The following is a 26,000-nucleotide window of genomic DNA, read 5'->3' on the forward strand; positions in this document are numbered from 1 at the left end:
TTCAGATGTAAGTGGCCGACTCCATTGGCTTGTCTCCAACTGGCGCTGCGCTCGTACGACATGGAAGGCAGGGTGGGATGTCGTTGCCGTCTGGCCTGGATCGGACCAACCTATGGTAGTTCACGCTTGAGTTTTGCGTGGCCTAGGCGGAGTGGCGACATGCCGGGAAAATGCCTCTAATACGTCGAAGATGGTCTCAAAGTCGGAGAGCATCTGGGGGTGGAGCAATACCGGCCCGGTGCTGGGCGCGAATGAGGAGACCATTAGGTAGCCATGACCCTGGATGGCACCCATTTCTTCCTGAAGCATAAGCGCAGTATCCCAATCAGCCGCTTCTGAAGCGGTTTGAATGCGGCGCTCTAGATCTTGTAACTTGCGTGCTTCTTCGGGAGTGTGGGTTTCCGGGATGTACGGCGGAATTCGATGCGCTAAAGAGTCTCTGTATGGCTTTAGATAGGTGTCTCGCCATGAAGTCAGATTTGGGCTGTTTAGATGGTCGGTCAGCCTGATCGGGAGCCTCTCCTGCATCTTGGTCTTGAAGAGGTCAACATCGTTCCGATAGATCTGCTGTTCTATCCCGTGCCAGTAGACGTAGGCCCAGGCGATGTTGTCCATGATGCCTACGGTATGGATGAGGAAGGCCTGGAGATTTATGGTGGCATTCTTCAAAGCATCTCGCGTCACTCTGGTGTTGCTTGGCGGGATGAGAGAGAAGACCGCGTTGGTCGCCTCAAGCATGGTTGTTAGCCGTCTTCCGACACCCTGGCCCATTTGCTCTTGCGCTTTTGGCGGCGCAGTTCCAGCCATGGTCAGAAGACGGAGGAGCATGTTAGTGACTCTCGGAGTCAGCTTGCGCTGGCTTTCGATCAGATGCTGCGCCGCCTTGAGTTCGTAGCGGGACGAGTTTGGCTGTCGATTGGACATGGGGTGAAATATACCCTCGATGCAGCCAAGCGCTGGGAGGAGACCGAGGACGTTCTTGTCCGGTCCCGCGCTTTTGCGGAGGTAGCCCTCGTGTGGTAGAAATCGCCGGCAAGCGGTGCAAAGCCGTCTGTTTCCACAGGGGGAATCATATGAAGCTGGCAGGCTTGATAGTGGTTGCTGTGGCTCTATGCGCGGGTTGCGCGACCACGGAAGGAGTTCAGTACCGTTCTTTGGGTGTTCCGAAAGGCAAACCGATCACGCAGGAAGATCGTGCGAGGCTCTTAGATGAAGCTACCGCAGATGTGCTCAAGCATTGCAAAGCGCAATTGGAGACGATGGAAGCTCGGGCGGTCAGACAGCGTAGAACGTCGTTCTGGGTTTACGGTGCTGGTCTAATCGCTGGTTCTGTCATAGCGCCCGCACTCACTGCCGCAAACGCGGCTAAGCACGCAGGTGCAATTGCGGGCCTAAGTGGGATGGCTGGTGCGGCTGGATTGGCGGGAAAGGCCCTGGAAGACACGGGATTCAGCGGTAGCTCTACAGTCTCGGAGAGGGCCAAGATCGCCGAGACCATCCGCATACAGCTTCCTACAGCGTCCAACATCACTGAGCCTGACGAGAAGAGGTACGCAGCATTGGGAATCATGCAAGCCGCGTGCATTGCTTACGACCTTACGGTGCCTAAGGGGCCTGGTACTAAAACGGAGTAGGATCACTAGCGATTAGGAGCTAGATCAACTGCGTTCAAGATTCCTCGATGCTTCATCGATTTGCTCGGTCAACAACATCAATACCTGTGTGATGGCGGCTGCGAATACCGGGCCGCCATCATCGGTGTGCTTCTCCGCAATTTCTGGAAGCAACGCGCTCCAGGTGCGAGAGAACTCGCTTGGATCGGGATGGGAAATCACAGTTGCTCGAAGGCCATATTCCAGCGCTTTCAAATAGCCACGCTGTGCCTCAAGTTGTGCCTCGCACGCCAGCAGGCGCTCAAGGATGCTCTCTGTTGTTGTCGTCATAGTGGATGATGGACAGGTGCGAAGGAGCAATCCATAGTCTGCGCAGTCCAACGGACTTGTCCAATGAGTATCCTTAACGTCCTCCTTACTCGCGACCATCTCGTCGTTGCGGTGGATACCCTGGCCGAGGATGTCCTAACCGGGGCCCATTCCGCCGGGGCGAAGCTCTTGCTTATCCCTCAGCACAACCTGGTGCTGGCTACGCGAGGTTCTACCCAGTTTTTCCTGCGCATCTACGAGCTGACCCTGCAGGCCAGCTTCCGGGCGGACTTTACGATGGAGCAGCTATCTGCCGAGTTGGGGTTGGTAGTGGACCAACTTTGGCCGAACTACGAGAAGGCGGCGGCCGAGGCCGGCTTGCCGCTCGATCAGCTCGGGACCGAGCTGGTGCTGGGCGGCTGGTCGCCGAAGAATGGCCGGATGATGGCCACCGCGTATGCCAAGAGCGACAGTCAACGCCCTTGCGTGGTCCAGCCGATCGGTGGCCAGCTGGCGGCGCCAGGCGAGCCCCTCCGGGCTGTGACGCCGAGCATGGCCCAGGTCGAACTGGTGGCCCATGCTCGGCTGCAGGCCAACTATCTCAATGAACAGATGGGCCGGAAGGTGGCCGGCGGGAGCGTACTGGCCGGGTTCCTGCAGAAGGGGCAGGCGGTCATGAAGGACCTGGGGCCGATCTGACGATTAGGGGCCGGGAAGAGAGACGAACCGGCCGCACATGGCCGGAGGGTAGCCCGGCCTGCCGCTGACCCGCGAGCAGCAGCGACAGGCTCTGCGCCTGACCGAGGCCGCTGCGACCGCGTCCAGGAGGGCTGCGGCGGAGCTGGAGGGACGGCTCAACTTGTTGAATGGGCGGTCTTAGGTGGGGGGCTAATCTGCTTCCAAGGAGGCTGCTGACTCTGGGCCGGTACTTGCAGCGATTCCCAAGAAGGGATAAGAATTCCTAAATCACAGGGACTCGGGGGACCGGTGACGGGCAGGATGCCTGCCAGTTACTAGCTAAGGATGCGATCAATAGCCGGTGTTTTGTTGAATCAGCGTTGCGCCAGCGCTCACGCGGCGCTCCAGCATGCGTTTTCCAGCTCTAGCTACTGCAGCCCTGGGTTGTGGGCGGCTCTTGCTGTATCCAGTCGAGCTAACCAAGTCCCTACGTCGGATGTCCTCACGCTGCTCGGTGAGCACTCTGGCTATGGGAAGGCAATCGGAATCGAAGAGGCCATCGGCGCGCAAGATACCTATGCGATGAACAGGTCTAATCAGGGCGTCAACTACAGCCCTTTAGTCGTATTAGATGATGTTGATAAGACTAACCAAGCCACTCGAGACATCGCCGGATGCATTCGTAACTGGTTCACAGATCCTTGTCTGTCGCTCTTTGCGGCCGAACTTTGCGACGTAGTGGGCGACCTTCACGACAACGTTTGGTCACATGCGCTAAGTACCGGTGTGTCGATGGCGCAGAAGTGGGAAGGGACAAAACAAGAAGGCGGTGGCGCTCAGTTTGAATTTGCACTTGCCGACGGCGGCCTTGGCCTCCTCGCCGAGTTGCGGCGATCTGGAGTGGCGAATCGCAACGGCATACGAGACGCAAAGGAGGCTATCCAGTGGTGCGTCGTCCGAGGCAACTCAAGCAAGATCAAGGAGGAAGACCCTTGGGCCCAGAGGCTGCCGGAGGACGCGATGGGCAATCCGATGGGGCCTATTGCTAGATTTAAAGGTAATGGAAACAATCACTTAGGCCTTGGCTTGGCTAAGCTTGTCGAATTGGTCACGAAGTTTAAAGGGTTGCTCTGGTTAGCTAGTGGCAACGCGATGTTGACTATCGACAAGAATGGTGCCAGAAAGCTCCAGACTCTGCCTTTTGAATGGTCTGGTGTGGTCCTCTCCTGCCGCTTCTCTGTATCTAGCGTTTTGTCTATGGGACAGGTGGCTGAGAAAACGGACGAACTCGACGAGCTGATAGACACCCTATTGAAAGGATGAGCCATGAATACCTTCTACTCCGTGCCAGGTGAGTCGGACTTAGCTTCCCGCACATCAGCAGCCAGACTACGGTCCTCGTTCGAGGAAAAGCTGAGCGCGTCGACTGTTTGTCTAGATCTCACAGATGTGTTGAGCATCTCGGAATCTTACGCGGATGAGCTGTTCGGTGTTCTCGTGTATCAATATGGACTTGAGTGGGTCTTCAGCCGCCTTCAGGTGGTAGGAGCTTCCCCGCCAGTGATCCGGACTATCCGAACCGCTATACGTTACCGGCTTGAGCGTGATATCCAGCAGAAATCTCACCGGGCACTAGTTGGGCAAGCTGAAGAAGCGGTCAAGCGTCACGCCCATGCGTTTGCCTGAGCATCTTCTGCCAAGATCACCCTCTTGAATGCTCCGCAATTTTAGATGAACACTGCAGATGATCTTCCAGATGTCACGGGGCGAGGTCCTACGGGTGTGTGCTGCGGGTGCAGTTCTAAGAATGAAGTTGTCCGGCGTTAGCGAGGGCAAGTTGCCTAGCCGCAAGGGTGTGGTTGCCTTGTCCTGAGTGTCGTGAGTAGCTCATAAGGCCAGAGGTAGCCCGTCCGGCTTCAGGATCGCCTTGGGTTTGGAGCTATAGCCTACGAATTGGCTCCGCACCGAATGAGGGGTAGCATCCGGTCAGGCAGCCATGCCGGCTGCAGGACGCCCTCTTGGGGACGATCCCAGGGCAGGGGAGTGGGCGCTGTGAAAGGATTTCTGATGCTCTGTATGGGGCTGGCATTGGCGTGGGCAAGCCATGCCGACGCTCGGGGCGTGCGGGTCAGCGGTTACGTCAAGAAGGACGGGACCTACGTAGCCCCGCACTATAGAAGTGCTCCGAACCGGTCTACGTTGGACAACTACTCAATCCGGGGGAATTACAACCCCTATACGGGCCAGGCTGGCAAGAAGGATCCATACGCTCTACCTCCAGCGAGTGGAGCATATGGCTCTGGATACGTGCCAAGTGCCCCGGCGTCGACCTATGCCCAACCGGTCCATCGTAGCCCTTCGGTTCCAACAGAACCGACTGCATATCGCTTGGCAGGCTCTAGCGGCAACTGGCCCAAGTTCAGCGCGCCGGCCACCACAAGCCCGCAGAGTGTGGACGATGCGGAACGCGTCAGTAGCGGCCGCGCTAACTATCTGGTGTCCGAGCGACGTCCCCCGTCGTCAGTAGCGGTCGGGTTTAGAGTCCGGTGCTGATCTTATCCCTCTTGCCAGCCAACTGCGCGGCGTATTGGGCGGGCGTCAGTCCGCCAAGTGCTCGTTTAGGCCTTTCCTCGTTGTAGTCGCGCCGCCAGCTTTCGATACTGGTTCTGGCATGGAGCAACGTCGGGAACCAGTGCTCGTTCAGACATTCATCGCGTAGCCGCCCGTTGAAGGACTCAACGTAAGCGTTCTGGTTCGGCTTGCCCGGCTCGATCAGGCGCAGGGCAATTCTCTTCTCGTGAGCCCACGCCACCATCGCTTTTCCACAGAACTCCCTGCCGTTGTCTGTCCTGATCACCTGCGGCAGACCGCGTTGAACGGCCAATCTGTCCAGCACCCTGGCAACGCCCTGCCCGGAAATAGCCCGTTCCACCTCGATGGCCACGGCCTCGTGGGTGGCGTCGTCCACGATGGTCAGGCACTTGATTACTCGGCCTTCCGCGGTGCGGTCGAACACGAAATCCATCGACCACACCTGATTGGCGGCGGACGGGCGCAGCAAAGGCTGACGCTCACCGACAGGTATCTTCTTGCGCTTCCTGCGACGCACCTGCAGACCTGCTTGCTGATAAAGGCGCTCCACGCGCTTGTAATTCACGACATGCCCCTTCTGTCGCAATTTCAGATGGATCATGCCCACGCCGTAACGTCGATGCCTGTGTGCCAGTGCAGCGATCTGCTCGCGCAGTTCAACGTTGTGGTCCGGCCTGGGCTCGTAACGCAGCGCGCTGGCGCTCATGCGTGCAACCACCAACGCGCGCCGCTCGCTCAGCCCTTTCTCGACCATGATCCGCACCAGCAACCTGCGTGCCGGTGCGGTCACCACTTTTTTCGCAACGCATCCTTGATGACGTCGTTCTCGAACAGGACGATGGCGGTGCTGATCAGGGTTCTGTGGGTCATGGTGGATTTTCAGTTCCAATAGTCGTGCAGAAGGAGGAGATCAGCGCTTGCTGGCGGCTGCGTCATAGCGGGCATTGACCTGTTGCCAGTTGACCAGCGGCCACCAGGCTTTGATGTAATCGGCCCGCTTGTTCTGGTAGTGCAGGTAGTAGGCGTGCTCCCAGACGTCCAACGCCAGAACGGGGGTGCCACGTTCGGACACCGCATCCATCAGAGGGTTGTCTTGGTTGGCGGTGGTGGTGATGGCCAGCGAGCCATCGTCCTTGACGATCAACCATGCCCAGCCGGACCCGAAGAGTTTCGTGGCTGCGTCCGAGAACTTCGTGCGGAACGCTTCTTCGGAACCGAAGGTTTCAACCAGTTTGCTGCGCAGTGCCGTCGACGGCGCGCCGCCCTGGCCGGCAGGTGCCATCAGCGTCCAGAAGAGGCTGTGGTTGTAGTGGCCGCCGGCGTTGTTGCGTACCGCCGTGTCGTACGTCGAAATGTTCCGCTGGATATCCTCCAGCGATGCGCTCGCCAGTGTGGGGAAATCCTTGACCTTGGCGTTGAGGTTATCCACGTAGGCCTTGTGATGTCGGCCGTGATGGATCTCCATCGTCTGCGTATCGATAGCCGGCTCCAGTGCGTTGGTGGCGTAGGGCAGGGCCGGCAGCGCAAACGGCGTCTTTGCAGCATCGGCTGCAGAAGCGATGCCGGAGAGCGCAAGCAGCGCGGTGGCAAGCAGATATTTCAGCGAGTGAAGGTTCATGCGGTCATGTCTCCGTTGAGGGGAACAAACGATGCCCGGCTGGGCGTTCAACAACGAATCAGGAGGCTGGCTGCGAGCGCCAGCCGCGGGTGGCCAGGAAATCAAGCAGCCCGACCAGCAGCAGCGATGCGCCGACCAGCGGGAAGATCAGGCCGCCGATGCACAACAGCGCAAAGACGCCGGCAACGCTGCGGCCCTGCCGCGGAAGCGGAGGAACGCCGAGGCCGCCGAGCGGGCGGCGCTTCCACCACATCACCGCGCCGCTGGCGCACAGCAGCACGATGGCCAGGCAGGCGGTCAGCAGGAACAAGCGGTTGGCCGTGCCGTATTCCTGGCCCAGATGCACATTGATGCCCCATTCCAGGCCGCGGCCGAGCAGACCGTAGTCGGCATAGGTCATGTCCAGCAGCACGTTCCCGCTGTACTGGTCCAGATGGACGACCCGTTGCTGGTCCAGCGCCTCCGGATACACCGAGGCGGTGTACACCCCCATCGGCCCGCGCGGGAGGCTGACGCTGTAGCCGGGTGCCAATCCCAAGCGTTCAAATGCGTGGATGGCGGCATCGATGCCGATGGCACCCGGTTGCGGCGACAGTTCGCCAGAGGCGCTCCCACCGTGCCCTGCATGTCCCTCGTGGCTGTCATTGCCAGGCTTCGCCGCGTGTTGGGCATGCGACGCATCGGAGACGGGCAGGTGGGCCTGCCGCATCGACCAGGTGGGGGTCGTGGTGTCGGCCAGGCGCTGGTGCGACATGGGCACGCCCACGCGCACACCGGCCGGGTAGCCATAGTCGTGGCCATTGGCCCAGGCATTGACCTGCTTGCCCCAGACCACCGACCACGGCATGCCGGTGACTGACAGAAACAGCAGTACCAGGCCCACCCACACGCCTGTCACCGCATGCAGGTCCCGCCAGAACAGCCGTTGGCCCGGCTGCCCGCGTACGGTGATCACGCCACCGCGCTGTCCACGCGGCCACCATAGATAGACACCTGTGGCGACCAGCAGGATGGCCCAGCCCGCCGCGATCTCAATCAGTGCGCTGGCATAGCTTCCCAGCAGATCCAGGCTGTGCAGGCGCCGGACCACGCCCGAGAACGTGCCTTTCTCGGGCAAATGGCCCAGCACGTGCGATGTGCCGGGGTCCACGTAGTAGACCTGTCGCCGTCCATCGTTTTCGACAACCCCAATCTCCACACTGCCATCGGCACGCTCCGGCGTGGTGTAGCGGAAGACTTCGCCCCCGGTAACAGCCTGCACGGCGGCGATATCTACACTGGGCGCTGCCTTCTGCGCACCAGCCGGCTCGACCACCTTCAGTTCTGCGTGGACCAGACGATCAATGGGCTTCTGGTAGAGGTAGACGGCGCCGGTCAATGCCAGCCAGGCGATGAAGGGCAGGACAAACAGTCCGGCATAGAAATGCCACCGCCACACCGCACGGTAGAAGCGCAGGCGGTCCGCGGCGGCAGGGGAGGCGGTGGCGTTCATCTCAGAGCTCCCGCGTCCAGGTCAGATAGAGCGCACGGCCGTCGCCGGGCGAATAGCCCGAGGAGCCGCTGTCATACCAGGCGTACAGATAGGCCCGATCGGTGGCATTCTTCAGCTGCAGCGAAAGCTGGTTGCGCAGGTTCAGCCTGTATGTGGCGCTCAGGTTGAGCAGCGCGTAGCCGCCAAAGCGGCCCAACGTATTGGTGCGCTCCACGTAGTAGTCACCCTGACCGTTACCCCAGGCACTGTAGGTCCAGTCCGGCGTGGGGCTGAACGCTACGCCAGCGCTGGCCAGCCAGTTCGGCACATTCTCGATCTGCCGGCCGCGGGTGGCCGGTGCGCTTGGATCGGGGACTTCAATGGTGGCCTTCTGCCGCGAATAGGACGCCCATGCCCGCCAGCGCGCATCCGGTTGCCAGTTGGCCTGCAGATCCCAGCCCCGGCGGCGGGTCTTGCCTACGTTGCCAACCTCATTGCTGCCGACGGTCCCGTTCACGCCGAGGATCGTGGCCACCTCGTCGGATGCGGTCTGTTCCCACACTGCAGCGCGGGTCTGCAGGCCCGCCACTGGCGACCATTTCAGTCCCGCTTCCCAGCCTTCATTGATGGAAGGCGACAGATTGCCCGCCTGCGTGCGATAGGCGCCGTTGCCGCTACCGATCTGGAACGTGCGCCCCCAGTTCCCGTAGGCCACCAGCGATTCGCTGATTTCATAGGAAGCGCTGAACTTGGGCTGCTTGATCAGCCCATAGTCGTACACCGGCGCCGACGTGCCCGAGGAGACAGTGGTGAAGTCACCGTAGATGCGATCCACACGGTACGCCGGTACCAGCTTGAGCCGGTCGATCGGGCGGATCACCGCCTGCACGTACGCACCGCGCGTATCCAGATCGAAGTCCCAATCGCGCAGGGTGGCCTGGCGCTGACGCTGCACCGTGCGGTAGCGCTGGGCGATGTTGTCCTGCCATTGGCCATCCACGCCGGCATCCACCACCAGCTCGGCCAGCGCGGTGTCCGGCCGCCAGGTGGCATTGAGGATCAGGCCGCGCTGGGTTTCATCGTTGAACCGCTCCTGCTGCGCGCCGCCTTCGGTAAAGGTGACCCAACGCTGGTTGCGGTAGTCGTTCTGGTAGGCCTTGGCGGCCCAGGCCCAGTCCGTTCCAATGTGACCGTCGAAGTGCAATGCGGTCTGGCGGGTCTCGCGTTCGCTGCGGTCGTCCCTAGCGTAAGCGGGCGACTGCTTCGGATCGGCCTGCAGCTCCGGGTAGCTGAGGTAGCCCGCTTCCAGTGCCGTGTTCCTGTAGTAGCGGGTCGTCAAGCCGCCGCGCCAGGCACCGTCGGGATCGGTGTAGAACCACTTGCCGGCAAAGCTGCGCTGCGTGGCATCGGCATGGTCACGCTCGCCTGCGGACTGGCGCCAGCCGATGAAGTAGTTCTGCGACCACGGTCCATGCTCGAAGCCTTTGGCCATTTGCAGGTCCTGCGTGCCGAAACTGCCCGCAGTCACGCTCAGTTGGCCATCATTGCCGCCTTGGCGGGTAACCACGTTGACGTCGCCAGCGATGGCGTTGAGGCCGTAGCGCGCGTCGTTCGTGCCGCGCACGATTTCCATGGCGGCGATGTCCAGCGGCCAGACCGCATCCAGGTAAGGCATGCCACCCGCATTGTCGTTGCTGGGGATGCCATCGATCAGCAGCTTCACGGCATTGATGCGGCCCTCGCCGTTGAAGCCACGGAACGAGAATCGCCCTGCGTCGGTGCCCATCTTGAACTGGGTCACCTGCACGCCGGGCGCGTTCATCAGCAGCTCCCAACTGTGCTCGACGCGCTGCGACTGCAGCAGATCGCCGCCAATGACGTCCACGGAACTGAAAACGGTGCGTGCATTGCGGTCCCAAGCACCGTCGTTGGTTACCTGCACGGTGCCCAGGGTAAGGGCAGTGCCATCCTGCGCGGCTGCATCGGTCGGCAACAGTGAAAGGCAGCCAAGCGCGGTGGCCAGGCTGAGCGAGAGCGCGGTGCGAGTGAGGTTCTGGTTCATGGTCACAGCAAACGGCACCACCCGGCATAAGCCAGGTAGTGCGGAGATCGGGAAACGCCGTTACGCCCGCGCAGTCAGGCGCAGGCGTTGAGTGGCATCGGCAGGGTGTCCGCGCGGCGGGCGCGGGCGATCAAGCGCGCAGGGGAGGGCCGCGGGCACCAAGGTGTCCGGCGGCAATGCTGGAACCCCAGCTGAGCGTCCAGGCGCGGGCAAAGTGCGGCGGGCGCCAGCCGATCAGCGCGAGCAACAGGGCGACCAGCAGGCTCACCATGCGCGCTGCGATCAGGCAGTAGTCGCAGTCCACGCCCATATCGTGCCCGGCATGCGGGTCGTTGCGGGGTTTGCCGGCGTGATCCTGCAGCGGACGCACGTCGGCGTGCGCCACCATTGCAGGGTGGTCGTGGTCGGCGGACCTCATCATTTCTGTCGCGTCGCCAGCACCGTGGTGGTGATGCTCGCCACTCTCATGCTGCTGCATCGCAGAAGGGTGATGTTCAATGGCTTGTACTGCTTCGCTGTGGCCTGCTGCCGTGCCGTGCGCGAGCCACCGGCTTACCAATGGGGCAAGCACGATGAGCAGCATGGCGACGAGCGCCATGAGGCTGAGGCTGCGGTGGAAGGCACGGAAGCGCACCCACGCATTGTAGGGCAAGGCCGGGCGGCTGCCCGGCGGCCAGGAGCCGGTGCGACATGTCGTCGCACCCGGCGTGCCTGAATGGAAAAGGATGAGGTTGGACCCTACACTCGCCGCGTGGAGCGTATGGATACCTTCCACCGATGGATGACCCACGCTGCGTTGCTGGCGGCGCTGCTGATCGTGGCCGGACCGGTACTTACGCGCAGCCTGGTGTATCCAGCACCGGGGTCCCTGGTTGCATCGGACCTCTGCCACGGCGTGGCGAACGTCCCAGCGTCCGATGCCCTTGAATCATCGCCATGGCTTGTCCGCGTCACCCCGCAGGTCCTTTCGCACGCCGACCTTGATCCGCAGGGTACGCAGCAGGCCACGGCTGACCATGACTGCGCCTACTGCGTGCTGGCGGGTCGTTTGCTGGGCGGCATCTCCGCGCTGCCCTGGACGGGCAGTATGCTGCCGACAGTCTGCCCCTCGCCGGCAGCACCTCAGCCCCTGCCGCTGCTCACGCGCGCGGAAGGCTACTGGGCCACGGGTCCCCCGTTGCGCTGGAACTGAGCGCTTCGCCGCTCCCAGGTTTTCATACCGATGGTCCTGACTCCGCAACAGCGCGGTAGAGGCCTCGTTCCCAGATTTATCCCTCCGATTACCCGGAGGATGCGCGCTTGCGCGCGTTTGTTCAAAGGACACCCATGTCTCTTCCTTGCCCCCGCCCATTGACGCTCGCCCTTGCCGCGCTCTGCGTGGCCGGTTGGACCCAGGGAACCCACGGCGGTCGTGCACTCCTTCGCCGGGTCCAAGGCAAATGGGAGGTTGTTCTGTGCAGCGGCGATGCCTTGCTGGAGGAGAAGTTCCTGCAGGACGCCGGAGTGGCAGCGCCTGATGCGAAACTGCTCGCAACGCGTACCAAAGCAGCGGAGAGTCGTCTAGCCAAGGCAAAGGTTGCCCAGTTCAGCCTATTCCAGGGGGACGTGCGGATGAAGTAAACGTGATGTGGCTGGCCCAGCTGTTCGCTGGGCCAGCTGACTGATCAGCTTGGCAGCAGGAGGCGCGAAACCCGGATCGCTCGATGTCCGCTCCTCGCCGAAAGCGGACATTGCGCTGGGAGTACGTAGGTGGCAAGTACTAGGGCCTATCAGGAATTCTGGGCCCAACTCACTTGCCAGTCCCTGGGGGCATCCTTGACGCTTGCCTGTCCGGTTGTATCAGAAGACAGGCAATGTTCCACTACCTTGCGCGCGGTGAGCGTTTGAACACCGCTGGCATTGGCAACTGCGCGGATAAGCTCTTTGAGCTGCTTGATGCGCCCAGATCTGTAGTCATCGATGAGTCCCGAGTTGGCCATCTCCAGAGCAGCCACCGTCACTGACTCCCGTCTCCATTGGGAGTACTCGCGTCGAAGATCCGCGTACCTTCTTGCTTCAATCGGGAAATTATGCCTGACGTAACCTGTAGACACATTCTGGTTTGCGCAGAAAGTGCGGAATGCGGGGGAGGACTTGGGGCTGTCGAGGGCGGCCTTCAGCGCCGCTTGAACCTTCAAATAGACACTTCGGGAGTGCCGGCCACATCGTCTGGAGGAGGGGATGGATGCGGCATCATAGAGACAGTGACTAACGTCAGGGGGGCGTGACGATTGAAAGTCGAGCAGTGATGCTCCGAACGCGGTGGCGAACTTCAGAACACTCATAAGCGACGGCTTACCCGACCGAGAGCCAAGAGCACTTACATTGACTAATGGGTCTCCTGGGGGAAGGTCCCTTCGGTGCCTCCTGAAGAAAAGGCGCATTCCATCCCGATTGAGAGTCAGGTTCGGATTCTCGGCGCAGGCTGTTACCAACTCATGCAACAGCTGCTCGCCAAAACCGGGGTGCTCCAAAGGCGTGTGTAAAGGGGGGATCGCTCTGAGGCTCGCGCGGCATACGTAGCATTCGTCTAGTTGAGCGCCTGAAGCGTAGACTTGAGCGCTTTCGCAGGAGGGGCAGCGCTGGAGCAACTGGGTCTTATGAATCGAGCACCTCGTTATTGGAAGCAAGGCCCAAAGAAGACGGTCGTAGACCTCTCCTCGTTCTCTCGCATCCTCCGCGTAGCACGCAGGGCACCATGCACGTGAACTCTTCAGCGCGCCAATTGATGTGCTTGAAATCACTTGTTTGAGCGACAGGATGGTGGCGGATCGTAGGGATGTGATGCCGGTTGCGGCACCCAGTGCTTCAACTAGCTTTGCGGTATCAGACCCGACACCACAAAGCTGAATTCTCACTCCACTCTGGGTGATTCTAGGAAGTCGCTCCAGCCGTTGGTTGCAGTTGTTCCTATCCCACCACGCATCCAGGTGCCTAGCCAACTGCCAATGGCTGCAGCCATGTGCCCGAGCCATGCGAACGAGGTAGCTGCTGATTCCCTCGACCTCCAGGCTTCCTGCACCGAGATGCGTAACGGAGAAGTAATCGGCCATGGTTGGTCACCTTCTGACAGGGGCTACGGGGTCCCGCTTGGGCTTCCGTTGAAATGGCCTCCTCTGTTCCTTGGAGCGGCAACTCGAGTCAGCGCCATTCTTCGTCTCGCTGGGAGGCGTCGGTAGCTTTCTCATTGCGGACTCGCCTTCAGCAATTTCTCGAGCGATGAGGGCTATCTGCTCTTCATAACGAGTTTCCTTGAAGTGTTCCAAGCAGAGCGCCCGCTCTCCGCGGGAGTGCATCTCGCACATGGCGGCATTCACCCAGCCTAGGAGTAGCCCGAGGCATCCAAGTGTCCCGGCAGTCATGTAGCTAGAGTGGATAATCAAACTACTTCCACTCTTCCAAGGAAGATGGGCATCCAAACCTTTGAGAATCCCGAGAAAACTCAGCTCGTCTTGACCTGTAGGTCGATAGCGACCGAACTCGATGACTCTCATTCGTCCGTTTAGATGAGCAGAGGAAAGCCCTGCCGCGAACAGCTCGTAACCACCGGCCAACACTAGAATGATGTCTGTGGTGTTGGCTAAGCACTTCAGAGAATCAAGAATGTCGGATGCCTGTGCACCACGGTTGGTCCGCAGTAGGTGATGAGCTTCATCAATGAAAAGGTAACGGGTCTTCCGATGGATGATCGCCTGCTCGAGCTTGATCCTTAGCTCTGTCTCCGACTCTCTCTGGCGAATGATGCCCCTGAGATCGCCATACATAGGGTGACGCAGTGCTTGTAGTGCGCGCATTGTAAAATGTTTCATTGAGAAGCGCCCTCCATGCGTAGTCGCCGCCTCAACAAGGATCACCGGCAGCTCGTCGTCGGAGATCGGGCTCTGGACTAGACGACGGGCCACACTTTGCACCAGGCGTGACTTCCCTACACGGGTGGGGCCGACCAGGAGGACAACACTGCCTGGCGCTCCCATGGCTAACTGCGTGAAAAGTTGGCGATCTACCTCTTGGTATCGCGGATGGTCGATGTCCAGTTGATGCAGCGCTTTAGCGGGTACGATCTTGGTCATGGCCGGAAGTTCCAGCTGATGGCGATGCTTGGAATATCGTCGCTACAAGGAGAAGGATTTTCCTTTCCGTCGCGAGCTGTTGACGAGAAAGGTGTGGGCTGCTCAGACGGCGTCACGCGCTCCCTCTCACTAAGGTGCCTTGCCAAAGATAGGTCAGCTTCGTGCCTTGCCTCCGCCAGCTCTGCACGACCATCCAACCTAAGCGTGGTTCTACAGATTCTAGCTGTGAGACTATCCATCGCTTGCTCAAGAGAACCGCGGCTTCGGCATGGGAGCCAGCCTCCATCTAGCCATGCATAGACTAGGTTTTCGTCCCAAGAGTCCATTCGTACTTCAACCCTTCGCTTGGACGAATGGGCTAGCCCTGTGCCCCAGTACCACCTGCCAAGCACGTTGATTCCGCGTGACCTGTCCACCAGATACATTCGCTTCGGCGCGTCGATTGAGGTTGCAACCAGGAAGTCTTGGTCGAGACTGACTGGGACTCCTGACATAGGGTAAAGCTCTAGTCCATTTCCCATGATCACGTCTGGAGAGTTCAGTCCCTCGCCGCGTATGTGAACGTTCAGCTGCTCGAAGATGGAACTTTCAAGCTCGTGATAGAAATCAATGAGGTCCTGCTCGGCAAGTCTATGGCCGCGATGCGAAGGTGAGACTGATCTACCTCGCATGTCATTGCGGGTTGATCCAATGTGCTGCCACAGAATAGATGTCTTGAGGGTCCCGAATAGCCTTTCCAATTCGCCGCCAAACCTCGGGGCACCACTTGGTCTATCCTTTTTATGGACGCCGTACAGCGCGAGCGTGGACTCGTAGAAGGTTGACTGAAAGTCAGATCCGCAGTCGCTTGCAATCGATTCGGGAAGTCGCTGATGTCTTCTGGCGCAGTCTCTTAGTAGCTCGGCTAGAACCTTTCTCCCTGGTGCGCGAAATCCAACTGTGAGAGCTAGCACTTCCCCGGTACAGGAGTCTCTCAGAACGCTAACCCAAGGTCTCTGTGTGAAGCGCCTATTGCCCGAGCTGCACAATGCAAGTTTGCGGTCTCCCAGGTAGTGGTCGGCCTGCGCTGACTCGAAGGGTCTTTTCGTCGGAGCACTCGTGTGGCGACGGTCAACAGGATTTGCAGCGCTGTTCGCGGCTCGCTTTCCGCCCACCGCGAAGGCTAGGCTCTCTTGGTCACGTCTTCGAACTCTGCCTGCGTAAGTGTTGAGTGATACTGAAAAGTCACTTTCGGCAAGGTCTCCCGAGGCTTTCTTATCATCGAATGCATTCTTGTACAGAAGATAGCTTGCCGACACCGACAGGCCGACGGGACTGGCGTGGTGGGCACTTATGGATTCTTGTAGGAAGCGTTCGTGGTCAGCCGTTAAGCGCGGAAGCCGGTTCCCCGGCCGTGGCCGGGGTAGAAGTGCATGAACGTCGCCGTTGCTGTGGCGAAGCAGTGCCTTGTAGCGCCGCATCGTGCGCTTTGACCGCGTGGGCTCGGATATGCCCTCAAGCTCCTTCTTTCGCTCAATCATGATTGATGCTTCGGCCAGGTTGGGAATGCATCGAGATCGCCTAGGGTTGCATGACTCTGTGCGATAGGCTTCGAGAGTTTCCATTCCAAGCTCGAAATCCCTTGCTGTTAGGGCAACCAAGCCATCTTCAGGGCATGACAGAAGATACAAGTCCAGCGGTGCATACAGCCATCCGTCATGTATTCCTCGGAGGATGGCGCCCGCATCTGGAAGGTGGAGCTCGAAGCGTAGGTCGGAGATGCTGGCGATCATCCGCTTGGCCAGATAGCGGGTTATCCGCAGTCGCCACTTCTCCCCGATGTCATTCTTTGGCCATCGCCGTACGGCGAGCAGCAGGTCTATGTTGCTACTGCGGAGCTGGCTGCGGTCATCCGGGGTCCATACTCTGTGGCTGATGCCAAGTTCTGAGAAGTATGAAACGGCCGGCTCAAAGCTGAAGTCGTTTCCATCAAATTTCCAGTCCTCCCCCCTGATATTGGTTAGTGCCTCCGCGCCCGACCTGGTCTTGCACTCCACCACTGTTGGGCCCGTCGCACGGATGACCAGGTAGTCCGGCGTATGAGTCGTGCGCTGCCGCCGCCCACGCCGATCCGTGATGACCAAGGGAACGGCTTTAGGCTGGTCCCAGTACTCCAGAATCTCGTAGTCGTATTCACACATACGTACCAAGGCGCCTTCCACTGTGGCGCTCTCCGCTTGGATTACCCTGCCCATGCGTTGGCTGGCGAATCGTTCTGGCGTGTTACGCGTCCTTCCAGAGCCCACGAGGCGTGCCGGCTCGCGTGACCGCACGTGCTCTATGTAGTCACGTCCGAGTGCAGGGATGTCCCAAGTATCGAATAGCGCTTCTATCTGCTTTGAGCTCAGCATTGGACCCTCCGGCCAGCTGATAGCTGGATGACAGGCAAGGACTGTCCGTGACGGCGCCATTAGGCTCCGAACGGAAGTTGACTTACGTAGGGAGCGGTGCTGAGATCGAGATGCCAAGTGAGCGATTTATGGCATTTTTACGCAAGCCCCGACCGCTAATCGGGGCTTTCGTTTTCTCAGCGACCGGACGCGGCTATCTGTCCATCGTCGCCTCCAACAGTAGGGATGTGGTTCTTCGGAAGTGTCGCCTGCAGGTACGCGGCGAGGTGCTTGGGTGAGGTGTACAGCCCCTGCCTGTTGGGCAGCCGGAACATGTCGATCGACACTACCCCGCGGCTACGAGCCTTCGCCAACGAGTTGGCGCTTCTGTAGCCGAGAATTCTTGCGATCACAGATGAATCAATCAGTAGCCCGTACTCCCGCTGGAGCCAGGTCTCCAAGTTGCTCTGCGTGTGTGCTTGGAATTCCATGACCACTCGTGACGGTCTTGTTGGATGATCCTAGACACGTCTGGAGCTTGTGTGCAAGTGAAATATGTTGGCAAGTTGTTGATAAAAAACAACTTTCGTTGCGTTGTGGCGAACTACTTCTATTGCAGTAATAGAGTACTAGCGCCCAGCGCTGCAGCGGTTAAGCGCTCTCTGCGAGGCTGACTCACCAAGGGTGGCTCGCTACTGCCGCCTGCGCTTCGTCACAGCCGCATTCAAGTGGCGGCTAGGAACGACTGGAACATTTGTGAGCTGAGCTGAGGGAGAGGCATCAGCGGTAGCAGCTTCAGCAGGCACAGAGTCGCTAGGCATCAGCCCTAAGGATTAGTCAGGTGGTGCCCCTGGCCGGGCTCGAACCGGCACTTGCCGCTTATCTGGCGCTGACGGGATATAAATCCGCTGCTCTACCCATTGAGCTACAGGGGCGTGATCATTGCGATCACGCCGATATTCGGTGGCAACTCTGGTAGAGCGGACGTCTCATATGAACCGAATCTAGCACATCTTCGCCCCGTGATGGTTGTGCTCCGCCTCCCTGTACAAGCAGCGCGACACAAGCGAGCAGCCCTTCTTCCGCAGGCGCAACAAGTTTGGCAGCATGGGCCTGAGGGCCTCCAGCTGGAGCATCTGAAATCCCAGATTGCCCGCGTCGAGCGCGTCATCGCCGAGAAGATGTTGGTGAACAACGGGTCGAATGGAGCAGCGAGGCGAACTAGTAGTCAACTTTGACGTGAGTGCGGGAGGGGGGGATGGCAAAGATTAGGCACGTTGAGATACGACGTTTCCGCGGGATTCGCCGCCTAGTTTGGGCTCCTAGTCCAGGATTTAACTGCCTGATCGGGCCCGGAGACAGTGGGAAAACTACCATTCTCGATGCGATTGAAGCCTGTATGTCAGTTCGGCGGGGCATGGAATTTTCGGACGCGGACTTCTTCAATCTCGATGTATCCAAATCCATTGTGATTAGAGTGACGGTCGGGGCGCTCCCTGACCAACTAATGGATCTCGATCTGTATGGAGATGTTCTGCGTGGCTTCTACGCGGCGAAGGGAAAGGTCGAGGACGAACCAGGTAAGGGCCGGGAGGTCGTTTTAACCTTTCAGCTGACAGTTGGCGCTGACCTGGAGCCGGTACGATCTCTCTATTCAGAGAGATCGGAGTCGAATCCCCACCAGCGACAAGTGGCTTGGAGAGATCGGGCAATCCTCGCACCGAGCCGGATTGGCAACCATTCGAGTGCTAACCTGGCATGGACCAGAAATTCGGTCTTGGCCCGCCTGTCAGAAGAGGTGCTTGGGGTATCAGGGGAGCTCGTTGTCGCTGCGAGGGATGCACGCTTGGCGTTCGGGGACAAGGCAAGTGCTGGAGTTGGCGAGCTTCTGGCATTGGTCACGAGCAAGGCCCAAGAGGCTGGTGTGAATGTCGGAGCCAAAGCCAAAGCGCTACTTGATGCCCGGGCTTTGTCGTTCTCAGATGGCGCGATTTCATTGCATTCGGAAGAGGGAGTTCCCCTGCGAAGCCTGGGGACAGGCTCAATACGTTTGTTGCTAGCTGCGCTCCATCGGGAGGCGTCCTCCGAATCAAGCTGTCTACTGATTGATGAAGTTGAACATGGTCTTGAGCCGCATCGTGTCATCAGCCTCTTGCATTCACTCGGATCGAAGGACGAGGAGGCGCCGCTTCAGGTCTTCATGACTACCCACTCTGCCGTGGTCGTGCGTGAGTTAGGGGGTGATCAGCTCACGATTGTCCGGAAAGCGGACACTGGCCGTCATGTGATGCGGTGGATTAGTAGCGAGAACTCCATTCAAGGGGTCGCTCGGCTGTACCCAGAGGCATTCCTTGCGCGGACAGTCATTGTTTGCGAGGGAGCAAGTGAAGTAGGCTTACTTCGCGGATTGGACCGATATCGTGTCAAGAAGGGGCGTAAGTCTGCGTATGCGAGCGCGACCGCCTTTGTGGATGCCGGTGGGCGGAGCCCTGAGCATATCTTAGAGAGGGCGCGTGTCTTTGCAGAGTGGGGCTATGTCACCAAGGCATTCCTAGATGCTGACGTGCCAATCCCCCAAGCCGCTAGGACGGCAGCCGAATCGATGGGCGTTCAGGTTTGCACTTGGGATGGCGCTTTGGCTTTAGAGGAGGCGCTTTTCATGTGGCTGTCAGACAACAGCGTCGACGAGCTCATCGAACTTGCCATTGGTTTGAACTCGGAAGAGCTCGTTGACGGAGCTCTAGTGGCTGTTTCGCACGGAAGATTTGATCTAGACGCTGCGAAGACGCTAATGAACGGTGACGCTGCATACGAGGATGAGGAACGAGAACTTCTTGGAAGAGCAGCCAAGTTGACAACCAAGGACTCGAAGGTGGGCCCTGGTCGAAAGGGTTGGTTCAAGACGGTGGCAAGAATGGAGCAGGTGGGCGAGAAAGTACTGGGCCCAGGCCTTGCGAATGCCAAACCAGAACTTAGAACGCCGATCTTGAAGCTATTTAGGCAGTCAGATGACTGACGGCGAGCTGGATCTCTTCGCTTTTGAGCGTGGAAGTGTCAGCGCACCTGCTGGTTGCGGCAAAACGCAACTCATCACTTCCGCGTTACTCCAAGCTGCCGACAAGCGACCTGCGTTGGTCTTAACACACACAAATGCCGGCAGGACCGCGCTCGAACAGCGTTTGAAAAAAGCGGAATTGCCAAGTGGCACAGCACGAGTAGCAACTCTGGACAGCTGGGCGATTCGCTTGGTTCAGAGTTTTCCTCTGCGTTCGGGTTTGGTCCCTGAGGTGCTGTGCTTGCATGGGAATAGCGCGAACTATCAGGCCATCCGACAAGGCGCAGTCCGCATACTGCAGGGCGGTCATGCCAATATCGTTATCCGGGCGACTTACTCCAGAGTGGTCGTGGATGAGTATCAAGACTGCAGCACCGCTCAGCATGACATGGTGAGAGAGTTAGCCAAATTGCTGCCAACTATTGTTCTTGGTGACCCCCTGCAAGTCATCTTCGACTTTGCAGGACCAGTGGTCGATTGGCGGAATGAGGTTGTGACCACATTTCCATCCATTCCCTGGAAGCGAGAGCCGTGGAGATGGAGAAACGCAGGATCGCCCCTGCTTGGGGGCTGGCTATTGAACGTAGTCCGCCCCGCCTTGGAGCGCGCCGGCGGATGCATCGACCTCGCTGCAGCACCAGAGGGCGTGGTTTGGGTCCCACTGAAGGGCACGGAAGCCGAGAAAAGCCAAGCGCGCCTAGCTGCGGCCAAGGCTAGGTTCGATGGAACGGCATTGATCATTGCAGACTCTCGGAGTAAGGAAGCCCAATGGGAAATCGCGCGCAGGACTCGTTCAACGATGGTCGAAGCGAACGAGATGGTGGACTTCATCAATTTCGCGACTGCGTTTGATCCTGCGAGGTCAGCCTCCTTGGATCAGGCACTTGGCTTCTTCGGCAACCTGCTCGTTGGGCTTGCACCGAAACAGTTGATTGCCCGAGCTCGCTCACTGCAAAACGGCAGAGCGAAGGTGGGGGCTAGCGAGATTGAGGAAATCTGCCTGAAGTATTTGCGGGATACGTCTTACCGAGCGGCAGCAGACATGCTCGATTCCTTTGCCCAAGCTAGAGGCGTCTTTGCGTTTCGTCCTGATATTGTACGGCTATGCTCAAAAGCCCTGCGGGCAGTGAATGGGAAAACCACATTGCGCGAGGCCGCGTTGCGTGAACGCGAGCGGTTCCGCCATATGCCACGGATCATGAGGCCAAGGTCAGTCGGTAGTACCCTTCTATTGAAGGGGCTGGAGGCAGACGTTGCCGTAGTGCTTGAGCCAGACAGGATGAATGCGCAGAATCTCTACGTCGCGATGACTCGGGGGAGCAAGAAGCTAATCATCTGCTCTAGTTCAGCGCGGCTGTGCTTCTAGCGTTCTTGCTTAGGCATCTCAATGTCTCATCAGCCATGGTGGTTATCTATCCCCATTGCGGCCAACTTGTGCTGTAAGCATGTGGTCAATTTATGCTTGCGCCCACAGCAGGTCTCATCGCTCCCCAGCGCGACCTGCAGCGTCGGTACCATCTGATCCGCACACAGGGATCGACCATGGCCAGCACCGATACCCCGGTGGAAGACTTCACCAACGAAATCGAAGACAGCCGACACCTGTTTGCCTGGTGCCTGGTCCACTATGGACAGGTGCCCGAGGCGCTGGCACTTGAACAGGCACGCCAACGCTATCCCGACCAGAGCCCCGGCCGCGATTACGAGCACGCGCTGATCTTCCACGACGAGCCCTGGCATTGGGCGATGCTGCAGGTGGAAGGGGAAGGTTATTGGCACCGGCGCCCGGAACTGGCGCAGCCATCGCTGGACTATGAAGCCGAATCGGACGCACTGTGCCTGGCCCGCAGTGAGCGGGTCCCACTGCTGGATGAGGACGAGTACCTTGGCGCGCTCGCGCATGCGCGCCACATGCGTGCATGGACGCTGGTCCATCAGACAGGTCGTTCGCCGGATGAAGCGCGCCAGGAGGCGCTCGGCCACTACGCATATCATCCGCGCCATCATCGCGGTCGATTTCAGGTTCATGATCCGCGTGATGGCTGGCGTCATGTGATGAGCGTATTGCATGGCGACGATTACTGGGCGCGACCAGAGTTGCGGGAACCGCCACAGGCCTATTGGAGCGAGTCCCGCGCCTTTGTTTCGGCGCAGGGAATCCGCTTGCCGGACCCTCCGGGCTGAGGCCTGCTCGGCCGGCGAAGGCGCAGCACCGTCGATCACCGCACTCTGTGCCGAATGACACATGCCCCGCCATTTCTGCTGGCGGGAAGATGGCGGCATCCCGAAGTGGAGTGATCTGATGCCTGGTACGCTCAGTCGTCGCACCTTCCTGGCCAATGCTGCGGCTGTTCCGGCGGCCACGCTCATGCCCACCGGTGTTGCCACGGCGGCGCAGCCCACCGTCACCACCGGGAACCTGATCGAAGCGGAGCGCAGCGTGATCCGCTCCGCCATGCAAGGCAGCGGCATCGGTGCCGCTGCCGTCTGCCTGGTCGAAGGCGGGCAGGTGCGCTGGCTCGAGGGCTTCGGGTACGCGTCGGGTCACGGTAGTGCAGCAGTAGACGCCAGTACGATGTTCAGCATCCAGTCCACCTCGAAGAATTTCGCGGCGGTGGCGGTGCTGTTGGCCGTGCAGGACGGCATTCTTGATCTGGATGCGCCCATTACCCGCTATCTGCCGTCGTTCACCGTGCGCAGTCGCTTCGAGCATTCCCCGCAGGAGCGCATCACCCTGCGCCTGCTGCTTGCCAACCGCGCGGGATTCACGCACGAGGCGCCGCTGGGCAACAATTACGAACCGGCGTCACCGGGCTTTGATGCGCACGTCCGCAGCATCTCGCAGACATGGCTGCGCTTTCCGGTGGGTACGCGCTATCGCTATTCCAACCTGGGCTTCGACCTTGCCGGTCATGTCCTTGAGCAGGTTGCGGGCATTGGCTATCCGGCATGGCTGCAACGCCGGATCTTCGAGCCGCTGGGAATGCACGACAGTACGGCCGATGCGTCGGTCTACCTGGCAAGCAAGGGTCGGGCACTGGGAACCCAGGAGGGCTATGCGCAGGTGCCGCCAGTGACACCGCTGGTGGTGTCGGGAGGCGTCTGGACCAGTGCCGCCGACATGGCGAAGTATCTTGGCTTCCTGCTCGGTGGCGGCCGATCCGGTGCGCAGCAACTGCTTGAGCCCCGTCTCTGGGACGAGATGCATGGTTTCGGCCTGGGCGGTGACTACGGGCTCGGTGTAATGCGCAGCGAACGCCTCTACGGCAGTACGCCGGTGCGGCTGCTTCACCATCGCGGCGGAGGCTTCGGATTCGGGTGCGTGTTCACCTACTGCAGCCAGGCCAACGCTGGATTTGCCGCGATGTTCAACCGCGCGACGTCCGCGGGGTACGGCATCGGCGAGCGTCTGCTCGATCAATTGCTGTCGGCGCGTTTCGGGCCCCGTGAGCCGCGTGTGCCGCTATCGTCCCTGGCGCCGATCAGGTTGAACCAGGACCAGATGCAGCGGATGGCGGGAGACTGGATAGGGCGCAGCGGCAAGGCGAAGATCGTGGTTGCCGGAAGCGGTGAACTGCAACTGCATCGTGGGGCGCAAGCTGTGGGCAGACGGTTTGCGGCCATCGACGGCGACCAGCTGTTCACTGCGGACACCGATGGAGAGGTTGCGACGTACCGTTACCATGCGGCGACGGAGAGGCTGCCGGCGCACCTGGAATGTACGAACGGCGAGGATGGCCTGGATCAGAACGATCCCATCGATGGGGCCACCGGGCCGCAGGCGTCCCATTGGCGACCCTGGCTGGGGCGCTATCGCATCGACCAATGGGGGAAACCGTCGATGTCCGTTGTGCTGGAGCAGCGACAGGGCTGGCTGTACATCGATGGCATCCGCCTGGTCACTGAAGTGGAGCCAGGCCTGCTGTTCACCAGCGATGGCGAAGCGGTGGATTTCCGCAGCTCCCAGCCGACATGGCGCAACCTGCGTCTGCAGCGCGTCCAGCCCGTGGGCCAGGGATGATGGCGGCATGCCGCCATCATCCGCGCCGCCCACGCCCATCGATGCTGTAGCGCCCCGCCCCGGTGCAGGCCAGCAGCAGGAAGCCACCGGCCAGCCCCAGGTTCTTCAGGAACATGATCTGCTGGGTGGGGTCGCCAACGTTGTGGTGGAAGATGAAGGCGGTGACCAGGCTGAAGCCTGCCAGCACGATCGATACCAGCCGGGTCTGGAAGCCCAGCAGGATGCACAGGCCGCTGCCGATCTCAAAGGCGATGGTAGGCCACAGCAGGATGCCGGGTACCCCCATCGCTTCCATGTAGCCCTGGGTACCGCTGAGGTCGCCGAGCTTGCCGATGCCGGACACCAGGAACAGTGCCATCAGCAGGATGCGCGCAAGCAGGTAGGCGAGCGAATGCGATGAGTTGCTCACGTCGAAGTCCTCGGAGATGGCTGCCGAAGGCGATCGGAGCCCACCGGCAGTGAAGCCCGTGTCTACGTACCGGGCAAGGCGGCTTGACAGCTGGCCGGCCGCAGGACACCTTTCCATCATGATGATCGATATTGAATCGCTCAGCCTTCGGGAGCTGGGCGCCTTGGTGGTTGCCGCTGAACAGCGGAAACAGCTCATTTCCAGCCGCCGTCCGGCCAGCGCGGTGCGGCGGATGTTGAAGGCTGCCGCGGCCGAAGCCGGCTACACCCTCGAAGAACTCTTCGGTGGCGAAGCTTCGGAAACACCTGCGCCCGCCCGCAAACCCACCCGCCGTAAATCCGGCAAAGTCGCGCCCAAGTATCGCGACCCGGAATACAAGCGCCTGACCTGGACCGGTCGCGGGCGCATGCCGCGCTGGCTGGCGTCCAAGGTGTCGATGGGCCATAAGGCCACCGATTTCCTGATTCCTGGCTTGGCCAGGCCGACCGCTGGCAAGACCAGCACCATCGGCAAGCGGACTGTCATCAAGAAGGGATGAGGCTGCAGCACTGCTACCCTGCCCGGGTCTTTCAACCAAGGAGCACCGGATGGCACACGAGGGTGGCATGACGATCACGCCGAAAGTCCTGTACACAGCCGCAGGCGTGGCCGTGCTGGTCAGCCTGTTGGCCTGGGCGGTGGAGTGGAGCGGGATGGCCTATGTCTGCCCATACTGCCGCGTACAACGCACTGTCATCGGTGTGCTGGGCGTGCTGACATTGTTCGCGTGGCCGGGGAGCCTCATCGTGCCCTGGTTGTCGTACACAGCGGGCGGCTTCGCGTTCGTGGTTGCAGCGATGCAGCACTTCAATGGCTGGAAGCGCATTTCCGCCGGTGATTTCAGTTTCAACGCGCAGTGGTACATCGACCCGTGGCTGCTGTCAGGCGGCGCGATGCTGATCCTGGTAGCGCAGCTGATGCTGGTGCAGGCCGCCTGCCGGCGCAGCTTGCGCTGAGTGTTTCCACCCATGGCGTGGAACTACCCGTTCTGGAATACCGCCAACTGCGCAGCAAACGCGCGCTGATAGGCGGGACGCTGCGTCGCCCGTGCCACATAGGCCACCAGCAGCGGGTACTCGTCGAGCAGGCCGCTGCTCTTCAGGCGCAGCAGCACCGAGACCATCATCAGGTCGCCCACGCTGAACCCGCCGTCCAGCCACGCCGCCGCGCCCAACCACGCGGACAGTTGTGAGAGACGCATCCGCACGCGCTCGTCCAGCATCACCAATCGCTGTGCATACCAGGGCTGTTCGCGCTCCAGCACCCAGGCCATCGAGCGCTCGACGATGGGTGGCTCCACCGTATTCAACGCGGCGAACACCCACATGACTGCGCGCATTCGCGCATCCGGACCGACGGGGAGCAGGCCGGCATGCTGTTCGGCCAGGTGCAGGACGATCGCGCCGGATTCGAACAGGACCTGGTCGCCCTCCTGCCAGGTGGGAATCTGTCCGAAGGGATTCCGCGCCAGGTGGGCAGGTTGCTTCATTTCGGCGAAGGTCAGCAGCTGCACGTCATAGGGCACGCCCAGTTCCTCCAGCGCCCAGCGCACGCGCATGTCACGGGCCAGGCCCTGGCCGCGGTCGGGGGAGGTGGCAAAGGCGGTGAGGATGGGGGACATCGCGGCGCTCCTGCAGGCGGGAAGGCCTGTCTCT

Annotated in this window: 23 protein-coding genes, 1 tRNA gene and 3 pseudogenes; 12 read left to right on the forward strand and 15 right to left on the reverse strand. The window is 60.2% G+C overall.

What is annotated here, in order from left to right; genetic code table 11:
• Positions 1 to 120: 120 nt before the first annotated feature.
• Together AC5P7E_RS05830 and AC5P7E_RS05835 are read right to left on the reverse strand one after the other, a co-directional pair.
• Positions 121 to 924: a hypothetical protein gene (locus AC5P7E_RS05830; RefSeq protein WP_162792512.1), complete on the reverse strand. Its 804-nt coding sequence runs from the start codon at positions 922 to 924 to the stop codon at positions 121 to 123.
• A gap of 734 nt (positions 925 to 1,658) precedes the next feature.
• The gene (locus AC5P7E_RS05835) at positions 1,659 to 1,943 is read right to left on the reverse strand and encodes a hypothetical protein (RefSeq protein ID WP_114618259.1); all 285 of its coding nucleotides are present in this window, start codon (positions 1,941 to 1,943) and stop codon (positions 1,659 to 1,661) included.
• A gap of 63 nt (positions 1,944 to 2,006) precedes the next feature.
• On the opposite strand from AC5P7E_RS05835, the gene AC5P7E_RS05840 reads away from it, so the two are divergent.
• From AC5P7E_RS05840 to AC5P7E_RS05850, 3 genes are all read left to right on the forward strand, one after another.
• Positions 2,007 to 2,621, forward strand: coding sequence for a hypothetical protein (locus AC5P7E_RS05840; RefSeq protein ID WP_114618258.1), 615 nt, complete (start codon positions 2,007 to 2,009; stop codon positions 2,619 to 2,621).
• Positions 2,622 to 2,969: 348 nt separating this feature from the next.
• Positions 2,970 to 3,923 carry a hypothetical protein gene (locus AC5P7E_RS05845; protein ID WP_162792511.1) on the forward strand — a complete coding sequence of 318 codons (954 nt, stop codon included), beginning with the start codon at positions 2,970 to 2,972 and terminating at the stop codon, positions 3,921 to 3,923.
• Between the two features lie 3 nt (positions 3,924 to 3,926).
• Positions 3,927 to 4,286 (forward strand): STAS-like domain-containing protein, encoded by a 360-nt coding sequence (locus tag AC5P7E_RS05850; RefSeq protein WP_114618256.1) that lies wholly within the window; start codon positions 3,927 to 3,929, stop codon positions 4,284 to 4,286.
• An 850-nt stretch (positions 4,287 to 5,136) separates the two neighbouring features.
• Here AC5P7E_RS05850 and AC5P7E_RS05855 read toward each other — a convergent pair.
• From AC5P7E_RS05855 to AC5P7E_RS05875, 5 genes and pseudogenes are all read right to left on the reverse strand, one after another.
• A pseudogene (locus tag AC5P7E_RS05855) lies at positions 5,137 to 6,026 on the reverse strand (IS3 family transposase); the annotation flags it as partial.
• Between the two features lie 76 nt (positions 6,027 to 6,102).
• A complete protein-coding gene (locus AC5P7E_RS05860) occupies positions 6,103 to 6,810 on the reverse strand; it encodes a superoxide dismutase (protein WP_114618255.1) in 708 nt (235 codons plus the stop codon).
• 58 nt (positions 6,811 to 6,868) lie between these two features.
• Complete coding sequence (locus AC5P7E_RS05865; protein WP_114618254.1) at positions 6,869 to 8,302, reverse strand: PepSY-associated TM helix domain-containing protein; 1,434 nt, start codon at positions 8,300 to 8,302, stop codon at positions 6,869 to 6,871.
• Between the two features lies 1 nt (position 8,303).
• Entirely contained in the window at positions 8,304 to 10,343 is a 2,040-nt protein-coding gene (locus tag AC5P7E_RS05870; protein WP_114618304.1) for a TonB-dependent receptor, read from the reverse strand.
• 130 nt (positions 10,344 to 10,473) lie between these two features.
• Entirely contained in the window at positions 10,474 to 10,941 is a 468-nt protein-coding gene (locus AC5P7E_RS05875) for a DUF2946 family protein (protein ID WP_235648905.1), read from the reverse strand.
• 162 nt (positions 10,942 to 11,103) lie between these two features.
• Between AC5P7E_RS05875 and AC5P7E_RS05880 the strand changes: the two genes are divergently transcribed.
• Entirely contained in the window at positions 11,104 to 11,535 is a 432-nt protein-coding gene (locus tag AC5P7E_RS05880; protein ID WP_114618253.1) for a DUF2946 family protein, read from the forward strand.
• Between the two features lie 134 nt (positions 11,536 to 11,669).
• Positions 11,670 to 11,963: a copper uptake system-associated protein gene (locus AC5P7E_RS05885; protein WP_162792510.1), complete on the forward strand. Its 294-nt coding sequence runs from the start codon at positions 11,670 to 11,672 to the stop codon at positions 11,961 to 11,963.
• A 149-nt stretch (positions 11,964 to 12,112) separates the two neighbouring features.
• On the opposite strand, the gene AC5P7E_RS05890 is transcribed toward AC5P7E_RS05885, so the two are convergent.
• The 6 genes and pseudogenes from AC5P7E_RS05890 to AC5P7E_RS05915 form a co-directional block, all read right to left on the reverse strand.
• Positions 12,113 to 12,337, reverse strand: a complete 225-nt coding sequence (locus AC5P7E_RS05890; RefSeq protein WP_235648904.1) for a hypothetical protein — start codon at positions 12,335 to 12,337, stop codon at positions 12,113 to 12,115.
• Positions 12,338 to 12,982: 645 nt separating this feature from the next.
• Positions 12,983 to 13,435, reverse strand: a pseudogene (locus AC5P7E_RS05895) (TniQ family protein); the annotation flags it as partial.
• A gap of 6 nt (positions 13,436 to 13,441) precedes the next feature.
• A complete protein-coding gene (locus tag AC5P7E_RS05900; protein ID WP_114618250.1) occupies positions 13,442 to 14,452 on the reverse strand; it encodes an AAA family ATPase in 1,011 nt (336 codons plus the stop codon).
• Entirely contained in the window at positions 14,449 to 16,842 is a 2,394-nt protein-coding gene (locus AC5P7E_RS05905; protein WP_162792509.1) for a DDE-type integrase/transposase/recombinase, read from the reverse strand. The genes AC5P7E_RS05900 and AC5P7E_RS05905 overlap by 4 nt, the downstream gene beginning before the upstream one ends.
• A 176-nt stretch (positions 16,843 to 17,018) precedes the next feature.
• Positions 17,019 to 17,312, reverse strand: a complete 294-nt coding sequence (locus AC5P7E_RS05910; protein ID WP_114618248.1) for a hypothetical protein — start codon at positions 17,310 to 17,312, stop codon at positions 17,019 to 17,021.
• A gap of 351 nt (positions 17,313 to 17,663) precedes the next feature.
• A tRNA-Ile gene (locus AC5P7E_RS05915) sits at positions 17,664 to 17,756 on the reverse strand.
• 323 nt (positions 17,757 to 18,079) lie between these two features.
• Between AC5P7E_RS05915 and AC5P7E_RS05920 the strand changes: the two are divergent.
• The 5 genes and pseudogenes from AC5P7E_RS05920 to AC5P7E_RS05940 form a co-directional block, all read left to right on the forward strand.
• A pseudogene (locus tag AC5P7E_RS05920) lies at positions 18,080 to 18,214 on the forward strand (AAA family ATPase); the annotation flags it as partial.
• Positions 18,215 to 18,238: 24 nt separating this feature from the next.
• Positions 18,239 to 19,837, forward strand: coding sequence for an ATP-dependent nuclease (locus AC5P7E_RS05925; protein ID WP_235648903.1), 1,599 nt, complete (start codon positions 18,239 to 18,241; stop codon positions 19,835 to 19,837).
• Entirely contained in the window at positions 19,830 to 21,242 is a 1,413-nt protein-coding gene (locus AC5P7E_RS05930; RefSeq protein ID WP_114618246.1) for a UvrD-helicase domain-containing protein, read from the forward strand. The genes AC5P7E_RS05925 and AC5P7E_RS05930 overlap by 8 nt, the downstream gene beginning before the upstream one ends.
• Before the next feature lie 176 nt (positions 21,243 to 21,418).
• Positions 21,419 to 22,060 (forward strand): hypothetical protein, encoded by a 642-nt coding sequence (locus tag AC5P7E_RS05935; protein ID WP_111188971.1) that lies wholly within the window; start codon positions 21,419 to 21,421, stop codon positions 22,058 to 22,060.
• Positions 22,061 to 22,121: 61 nt separating this feature from the next.
• Positions 22,122 to 23,897 carry a serine hydrolase domain-containing protein gene (locus AC5P7E_RS05940; protein WP_231347380.1) on the forward strand — a complete coding sequence of 592 codons (1,776 nt, stop codon included), beginning with the start codon at positions 22,122 to 22,124 and terminating at the stop codon, positions 23,895 to 23,897.
• A gap of 16 nt (positions 23,898 to 23,913) precedes the next feature.
• On the opposite strand, the gene AC5P7E_RS05945 is transcribed toward AC5P7E_RS05940, so the two are convergent.
• Positions 23,914 to 24,306: a DoxX family protein gene (locus tag AC5P7E_RS05945; RefSeq protein WP_005411176.1), complete on the reverse strand. Its 393-nt coding sequence runs from the start codon at positions 24,304 to 24,306 to the stop codon at positions 23,914 to 23,916.
• A gap of 118 nt (positions 24,307 to 24,424) precedes the next feature.
• On the opposite strand from AC5P7E_RS05945, the gene AC5P7E_RS05950 reads away from it, so the two are divergent.
• Both AC5P7E_RS05950 and AC5P7E_RS05955 read left to right on the forward strand, forming a co-directional pair.
• Positions 24,425 to 24,844 (forward strand): H-NS histone family protein, encoded by a 420-nt coding sequence (locus AC5P7E_RS05950; RefSeq protein WP_005411175.1) that lies wholly within the window; start codon positions 24,425 to 24,427, stop codon positions 24,842 to 24,844.
• A 49-nt stretch (positions 24,845 to 24,893) separates the two neighbouring features.
• On the forward strand, positions 24,894 to 25,301 hold the full coding sequence (locus AC5P7E_RS05955) for a hypothetical protein (protein WP_114618245.1): 408 nt from the start codon (positions 24,894 to 24,896) through the stop codon (positions 25,299 to 25,301).
• 23 nt (positions 25,302 to 25,324) lie between these two features.
• On the opposite strand, the gene AC5P7E_RS05960 is transcribed toward AC5P7E_RS05955, so the two are convergent.
• Positions 25,325 to 25,966 (reverse strand): glutathione S-transferase family protein, encoded by a 642-nt coding sequence (locus AC5P7E_RS05960; RefSeq protein ID WP_005411173.1) that lies wholly within the window; start codon positions 25,964 to 25,966, stop codon positions 25,325 to 25,327.
• Between the last annotated feature and the right edge of the window lie 34 nt (positions 25,967 to 26,000).

The sequence above is a fragment of the Stenotrophomonas sp. YJH_SMC_25 genome, assembly GCF_059369595.1.

Excerpts from the sequence above, each read along its gene's own strand:
- AC5P7E_RS05830 (WP_162792512.1), bottom strand. The coding sequence starts at position 924 with ATGTCCAATCGACAGCCAAACTCGTCCCGCTACGAACTCAAGGCGGCG.
- AC5P7E_RS05835 (WP_114618259.1), bottom strand. The coding sequence starts at position 1,943 with ATGACGACAACAACAGAGAGCATCCTTGAGCGCCTGCTGGCGTGCGAG.
- AC5P7E_RS05840 (WP_114618258.1), top strand. The coding sequence starts at position 2,007 with ATGAGTATCCTTAACGTCCTCCTTACTCGCGACCATCTCGTCGTTGCG.
- AC5P7E_RS05850 (WP_114618256.1), top strand. The coding sequence starts at position 3,927 with ATGAATACCTTCTACTCCGTGCCAGGTGAGTCGGACTTAGCTTCCCGC.
- AC5P7E_RS05860 (WP_114618255.1), bottom strand. The coding sequence starts at position 6,810 with ATGAACCTTCACTCGCTGAAATATCTGCTTGCCACCGCGCTGCTTGCG.
- AC5P7E_RS05865 (WP_114618254.1), bottom strand. The coding sequence starts at position 8,302 with ATGAACGCCACCGCCTCCCCTGCCGCCGCGGACCGCCTGCGCTTCTAC.
- AC5P7E_RS05870 (WP_114618304.1), bottom strand. The coding sequence starts at position 10,343 with ATGAACCAGAACCTCACTCGCACCGCGCTCTCGCTCAGCCTGGCCACC.
- AC5P7E_RS05875 (WP_235648905.1), bottom strand. The coding sequence starts at position 10,941 with ATGGCGCTCGTCGCCATGCTGCTCATCGTGCTTGCCCCATTGGTAAGC.
- AC5P7E_RS05880 (WP_114618253.1), top strand. The coding sequence starts at position 11,104 with ATGGATACCTTCCACCGATGGATGACCCACGCTGCGTTGCTGGCGGCG.
- AC5P7E_RS05885 (WP_162792510.1), top strand. The coding sequence starts at position 11,670 with ATGTCTCTTCCTTGCCCCCGCCCATTGACGCTCGCCCTTGCCGCGCTC.
- AC5P7E_RS05900 (WP_114618250.1), bottom strand. The coding sequence starts at position 14,452 with ATGACCAAGATCGTACCCGCTAAAGCGCTGCATCAACTGGACATCGAC.
- AC5P7E_RS05905 (WP_162792509.1), bottom strand. The coding sequence starts at position 16,842 with ATGCTGAGCTCAAAGCAGATAGAAGCGCTATTCGATACTTGGGACATC.
- AC5P7E_RS05910 (WP_114618248.1), bottom strand. The coding sequence starts at position 17,312 with ATGGAATTCCAAGCACACACGCAGAGCAACTTGGAGACCTGGCTCCAG.
- AC5P7E_RS05925 (WP_235648903.1), top strand. The coding sequence starts at position 18,239 with ATGGAATTTTCGGACGCGGACTTCTTCAATCTCGATGTATCCAAATCC.
- AC5P7E_RS05930 (WP_114618246.1), top strand. The coding sequence starts at position 19,830 with ATGACTGACGGCGAGCTGGATCTCTTCGCTTTTGAGCGTGGAAGTGTC.
- AC5P7E_RS05935 (WP_111188971.1), top strand. The coding sequence starts at position 21,419 with ATGGCCAGCACCGATACCCCGGTGGAAGACTTCACCAACGAAATCGAA.
- AC5P7E_RS05940 (WP_231347380.1), top strand. The coding sequence starts at position 22,122 with ATGCCCCGCCATTTCTGCTGGCGGGAAGATGGCGGCATCCCGAAGTGG.
- AC5P7E_RS05950 (WP_005411175.1), top strand. The coding sequence starts at position 24,425 with ATGATGATCGATATTGAATCGCTCAGCCTTCGGGAGCTGGGCGCCTTG.
- AC5P7E_RS05955 (WP_114618245.1), top strand. The coding sequence starts at position 24,894 with ATGGCACACGAGGGTGGCATGACGATCACGCCGAAAGTCCTGTACACA.
- AC5P7E_RS05960 (WP_005411173.1), bottom strand. The coding sequence starts at position 25,966 with ATGTCCCCCATCCTCACCGCCTTTGCCACCTCCCCCGACCGCGGCCAG.